The following is a 5826-nucleotide window of genomic DNA, read 5'->3' on the forward strand; positions in this document are numbered from 1 at the left end:
ATTGTCATCTCTTCATACCAGTGAGAATCTCTTGCATCAACCAGTGCATATTTTTCAGGCTCAAATTCGAGAACTTGTAAAAACTTCAGTACTTCCAGCTCCCCGACAGTTTCAATTTCATTGTCGATCTTCATAGGTTGTGTTGTACCTAAAGCAGTCACAATACTCCTCTTGCACTCTTTCGGAACATCTCCGGCCGCCAACTCCCCGCCAAATATATTATGAGGGGTAATCCCCACTTTTTGACATGCTGGATGTCTGTGCCTTTGGACAGAGATCTCTTTACCTTTATAAGTTACTTCTACTCCGGAAAACTGTAGAGAAGCTGCATCATCAGCTAAAAGAATTGTCGACAACACGCTTAATATAAGTACTGTTTTCACTATATATTCCTTTTTACACATAACGTTTAAAATGAGCAATCAATAACCTACCTGCGGGTTACTGGCTGGCTCCTTTGACTTGTTATGAAAGTGGAGATTCAACCCCAAGGGTGTAAAGCCTGACTCCCGAATGGTTAAATCAATATAAGTACATTCTATATAAACAACTTTAAAAATGTGTTAGTGTATTAGGTGTCAGCAATACCTATAGCTTTTATTTATATACGCTGCGGGTCTCATGTTGGCGTGCCGTGAGATGTTATGTACGGTACTTATGTTGAACAGCATGAATTGTCTTTTCCTGCTTGGATTATAGGGCATTTTACTGTTCCATAGGAACAAAATACACAGCAGTCACCTTCTTTTGGCTTTAGCAATGTATGACAATTTGTACATTCATAAAACCATTGACAAGAATCAGTAGGCATGGTTTCTATTTTTTTGTAACCACATTTTGGACATGTTATTTCAGATTCAAAAATTATGCTATTTTCCATCAACTACCCTTTTTGTCATCGTCTGATTGATTGGTACCTAACTATTTATTAGTGTACATTCTAGGCAATACCAACTTAAATGCTAAATATCTGAACTCTGTATTTGCAGGACATCTCTGTGGTATGATGAGGACTCACAACAGCTTAGGAACAAGGAGTTGCAATGCCCGCCAACCGAACTGCCTCGACCCGCCCGCTATACCTCTGCGCACCAGTGAACGCCTTGGTGGAGGGGCTGTACGAGGAGAACATCCCTTTTACCGAGGTCAAACGCCACGGCGACTTTGGGCTGGGGACCTTCGACGACCTTGACGGGGAGATGGTGATGCTCGGTGACAAGATCTACCAGATCACCGCCGACGGTGAGGCACATGAGGTGAGCGAGGAACTGCACACCCCTTTCGCGGTCGTCACCTTTTTCGAACCGACCTTTTCAACGACCTTCGACGAAGCGATGGATTACGAGACCTTCCAAAAGCGCCTCGAAAGCCTGTTCCCCTCGCCCAACATCTTCTACGCCATCCGCATTACGGGCAGCTTCAGCCACGTCCGGGCGCGCTCCGTCCCCAAACAGCACAACTACCGCCCGCTCGAAGAGGCGGCACACGAACAGCATACGTTCGACTTTAACGACACCAAGGGGTGCCTCGCCGGCTTTTTTACTCCCGCGTTCATGGCCTCGCTCAACGTGCCGGGCCTGCACCTGCACTTTCTCACAAACGACCACCACCGCGGCGGCCACCTGCTCTCATGCCGCCCCGAATCGGTCACTGTCGAGGTGCAGGTCATCCACGCCCTCGAACTTTCCCTGCCAATGACCCGCGACTATCTCACCCGAGACTTTTCCCACGACACCACGGCCGCGCTGGAAAAAGCGGAGAAATAAGCCATACGCGTTGTTGCTTATTTCAATATTGGGAAAGCGGCCGGGTCTGTAAATACCCAGTCACGATTTTTTACAGGGGTGTGGCAAGCAATACAGATTTGCGCCCCGTCATTAAAAGGCTTCTGCTCCATACCGACCCATCTCGCCCAACCCCAGCCGTAAGTCTCCGCGTACTTTTTTGAGTCCTTGAACATAAACTCCGCATGCACAAAATCTCCCGGCGCTGTAGCTGCTTGCCAGTTTTCGAGTTGAGTATCTTTCCATACTACTTTCGCCAATACAGCACCATCTGGCCAGGGATTTGTTTGAGCCGAGCGTGCGGCTTTAACAGCTATTTCATTTCCCAATATGACACGCAGTGTATTGTTGTCTGTACGGTGGGAAACAGCTATAGCCGACCAGTTTTGCAAACCGTCCGGATAGCTTATGCCATGCGATGGTTCCGGCGTTTTGTCCGATGCGTATAAACCGGATGTTGCAGTTATTAAGAGCGCCAATATCGTTGATTGTACAGTTGTCATTTCGACTCCTCATGATTGTTGGATGAAGCTGACTGTTTATTAATACCTATTCTATAGTAATAATGACTTAAATGGGAAATATTTGAAAACTGAATGTGTCTATGTTAGATATGAAAATGGTAGGTGTCACCTAACTCATGATCCACTATGAGACTGTAGCCGTATGTCTGCACTTAGGGTAAGCACTGCAACCGTAAAACTCATTGCCTTTGTTCGCACCCTGCTTTGCCACACGCAAGACCAGTGAACTACCACATTTCGGGCAGAGATTAGAGAAGAATTCAAAGAGCGCACGCTTGACCCAGCCGCAACGTTTATTTTCTGTGTTCATCGTGTCTCCTATGGCGTATAAGGTATGACATGACCCCCTATTTTCCTCGTAATTTGGTAGTTTGACTATATCTCATTTAATTCATGTTTCATTCTATCTTTTAATTTTACGCGATATTCTGATACTAATGTACCCGATTCTTCACTTGCTTGTTGATATGGAGCCAGAAGCGTTTGATCTGCCATAAATTGTGGAGTAGTCATAAACCTTACCATTTCTGTAGCAGAATTGTTTGAATTTATAAGAGCAGTTTCAAATTCAGTCAACAACACATCAATTTCAGGAGATGCTATTAATCTAATGCTGTTGGTTTCGTGTGATATTTTGACTTGTTCTTCGTACATTTCATTAAGCATTGATTGAATATCATTTGTAAATTTATACATTGTCTTCTTTTTAGTCTCTTCATTCCCTGTTATAGAAGAAGAAATAAATTCACTCATTATATTGGAAAAGCGTTCTGTAATAAGAACCCTACTCTTATTTTGGAATTGATCAATCATCGAAAAATATTTTGTAAATTGGGTTCTTTTATCTTCATATTGAAATTTTCTTTTTTCTATATCTAAAGAGTGCTGTTTTTTGAGTTCTTCTGTCTCTGCACGATATTTTGCAATAATTTTTTGCTTTTCATCTTCTAGTTTTGAGATATCTTCTTTTAACGCTTTATTAGTGCCTTTAGCTTTGGTATACGCAGTGAAATATAGAGTCATTACTCCAAGGGAAAAACTAATTATGATTTCAAGAATTTCAATTATATCCATGTACGATTCCTAATTGGTTAACGTTTGAAATGAGCAATCAAAAAGCCGCCCGCGGTTTTTTGATTGGTCTCCTCTGATTTGTTATCTAAAGTCATTCCACAGTAACTCGTCACCAGTAATGACCTTGAATTTTATTAATAGATTTCTCATGCTTTTTAGATCTTCATGAGAGAAAGGTAAAGTGTCGATGCCCATAAAGAAAGCATGCTTGAGTCTGTTTCCTTTTTCCCAAAACATTATTGTTCCACCACCAAAAATACCTCTAGTCCGTCCAACAGCTAGTTCGCTTACAAGTATTCTTTTACTTCCTAGCAAATGCCATTTTTTTATAACTTCACCATTGAAAAAAGTTAATGAATCAAACAAGAGCATATCTACAAAACCAATGGAACCAAAAAGTATCAAAACGAAAGCAAAAAAATTTACCCAAAGTTCATTCACCTGGAGTAAAAACAGACCAATGAGTATTGCAAGTATTCGGAATATCAAGCCGATTAAGCGATTTTCACCATACTTGAATTCGACAGATGTTTGATTGTCGTTTTCAATTACAGGCATGGTTCCTCCATCTGTAGATAACGTTCATCGTGAGGAATCTGGGAATCGCTCGCGGGTCACAGATTCCTCTCCTCGTTCTTGTTATCTATGTGGTTAGTTGCCAATTTTAGTTTTTAAGTTGAACTTTGGAACAATTATATCTAGCTTTTTCAAACTTGTTTTTAAAAGTTCAACATCTGTTTGGTTGAATAAACCAAGCTCAAAGTTAATTTGTTTCTGAAACAAGCTTTTCTCTACCCATAAGGTCAGCATACCTCCAAATAAACCAATTGTTATGGTGCCTTTAATCTCATCTAAACTCAATATTATAGGGTTGAAAACATATCTGTTTTTAACGATTCTATCGTTATATAAAATAATTGAACTAGTAATAACTTGTTCATAGAATCTAAATCCACCACCAACAATGAATAATAGTCCAAACCATCTTTCACCACTCTCTACTAAAAATAGCAAACCTAGACCAAAACAAATGCCTAGAAAAAGAAAGAAAAGGCTAAATGTTAACTTTGCTCCACAATATTCAAACTTCGCGATTATAGAACTTTGTTTGTCTAGGTTCAAGCTTTTTCCTGTTTATTAATTTACTAGATAACTATTTATTAGTGCACATTCTATGTAATACTGACTTAAATTCTAAATATTTGAACACTATATTTGTTAGTTTTTGATATATCGAAGCTGGTTTTACCTCATTTAATTCAAAAAGTGTCAATTTAGGAAGAAAAGGAATGTGATATTGCGCACGAAATATTCGATATTCGAACACTTTGTTCCAATAACGGCGGTTTCAGGCAATATCACACAAAGTGTGCTGTTGCATAACTGAACGTATGCTGTGGGACGAGGTTCCTCTCTGAGGATTACTTTAGCGTGACATGCAACACAACAGACCGCCTGCTTAACCTTTTATTTTCTATTTCGCTCCCGCCATGCGAAAAAAGAGGATGCCAGATGAGCAGGTCACCTTTGGAAAGCTCGAATGTCTCCTCTACGAGACCTGCTTCTTCGTACTGCTGCTTTAATGTGTCCTGATGTTTATGCCACAAGACAGGGTCCTGTTCGGGAATATCTTCGAAACGGCTGTAGAACTTGTGTGCCATCTTGTGTCTCTCAACCGCTACCTTGTGGCCGCCTTTTACACCTGTCAAGGTGCCGTTCTCGGGTGTCGCATCTTCGAGTGCGAACCAGATCCTGAAATAGAAGTTGTCGGGGGAGACGTTGAAAACGGGAATATCCCGGTGCAGCGGCTGCTGGCTTCCCTGTATAAACGTTATCGTGGTAAAGAGCGAATCGCCGCGCCCGAACAGCAGGTTCTGGAGCTTGAGCGTTACCTCTGTGGAGAAGAGCGCCTCTATGGCAGGCACCTCTTCGTGCAGGCCGATGAGTCTCGGGTAGGTTCCGTCCGGTCTTTTGTTGGCCACCAGGCTGGAGATGTTGTCGACCATCCAGTCGTCTATGGCATCGTCGATGGTGTCAACGACCTCGTCGCTGATAGCATTTTTGTAAAGGTAGCAGCCCTCTCTTTTGAACTGCTCTATAATCGCTTTCTCTTCGTCCGAAAGGTTTAGAAAACGCGGCTGCTGCTTATAGTTCGCATAGTCGAACCACAGTTTTCCTTTTGGTAAAGACGCTATTCGCATTTCCTACCCACCTATTCATTTTCGTTAGATTATGAAACACCTGTTGCAGGTTATGTTCCACACATCCAACAGACTCTCGGCAACACCCTTTTCTTTCTCAACGGACCTTAAATAGCAATCCACGAATTTCACGAATGACACGAATGGAAAAAAGAAGAAATTGGTGGAATTCGTGGATAAAAGCTTTACTCAAATCACTAAGATTAAAGACTAACTAAACAACTCCAACAAGCTCTTGGCATC

At 41.8% G+C, this 5826-nt stretch carries 8 protein-coding genes and 1 pseudogene; 1 reads left to right on the forward strand and 8 read right to left on the reverse strand.

Translation table 11 applies throughout. The annotated features are described in order from the left end of the window. A pseudogene (locus ABYK33_RS13175) lies at window positions 1–383 on the reverse strand (hypothetical protein); the annotation flags it as partial. A gap of 272 nt (window positions 384–655) precedes the next feature. Beyond that, window positions 656–880: a GDCCVxC domain-containing (seleno)protein gene (locus tag ABYK33_RS13180; RefSeq protein WP_373033733.1), complete on the reverse strand. Its 225-nt coding sequence runs from the start codon at window positions 878–880 to the stop codon at window positions 656–658. Window positions 881–1043: 163 nt separating this feature from the next. Here ABYK33_RS13180 and budA point away from each other — a divergent pair, with 163 nt between their 5' ends. Beyond that, complete coding sequence (gene budA, locus ABYK33_RS13185; RefSeq protein WP_373033734.1) at window positions 1044–1766, forward strand: acetolactate decarboxylase; 723 nt, start codon at window positions 1044–1046, stop codon at window positions 1764–1766. Between the two features lie 17 nt (window positions 1767–1783). On the opposite strand, the gene ABYK33_RS13190 is transcribed toward budA, so the two are convergent. From ABYK33_RS13190 to ABYK33_RS13215, 6 genes are all read right to left on the reverse strand, one after another. Then, complete coding sequence (locus tag ABYK33_RS13190) at window positions 1784–2287, reverse strand: cytochrome P460 family protein (protein ID WP_373033735.1); 504 nt, start codon at window positions 2285–2287, stop codon at window positions 1784–1786. A gap of 145 nt (window positions 2288–2432) precedes the next feature. Next, window positions 2433–2618, reverse strand: a complete 186-nt coding sequence (locus ABYK33_RS13195; protein WP_373033736.1) for a topoisomerase DNA-binding C4 zinc finger domain-containing protein — start codon at window positions 2616–2618, stop codon at window positions 2433–2435. A 65-nt stretch (window positions 2619–2683) separates the two neighbouring features. Continuing rightward, window positions 2684–3382, reverse strand: a complete 699-nt coding sequence (locus tag ABYK33_RS13200; protein WP_373033737.1) for a hypothetical protein — start codon at window positions 3380–3382, stop codon at window positions 2684–2686. A gap of 81 nt (window positions 3383–3463) precedes the next feature. After that, window positions 3464–3940 carry a hypothetical protein gene (locus ABYK33_RS13205; protein ID WP_373033738.1) on the reverse strand — a complete coding sequence of 159 codons (477 nt, stop codon included), beginning with the start codon at window positions 3938–3940 and terminating at the stop codon, window positions 3464–3466. A 93-nt stretch (window positions 3941–4033) separates the two neighbouring features. Then, the gene (locus ABYK33_RS13210; protein ID WP_373033739.1) at window positions 4034–4504 is read right to left on the reverse strand and encodes a hypothetical protein; all 471 of its coding nucleotides are present in this window, start codon (window positions 4502–4504) and stop codon (window positions 4034–4036) included. A gap of 299 nt (window positions 4505–4803) precedes the next feature. Next, the gene (locus ABYK33_RS13215; RefSeq protein ID WP_373033740.1) at window positions 4804–5583 is read right to left on the reverse strand and encodes a phytanoyl-CoA dioxygenase family protein; all 780 of its coding nucleotides are present in this window, start codon (window positions 5581–5583) and stop codon (window positions 4804–4806) included. Between the last annotated feature and the right edge of the window lie 243 nt (window positions 5584–5826).

Source organism: Sulfurovum sp., assembly GCF_041562805.1.
Lineage (GTDB): Bacteria > Campylobacterota > Campylobacteria > Campylobacterales > Sulfurovaceae > Sulfurovum.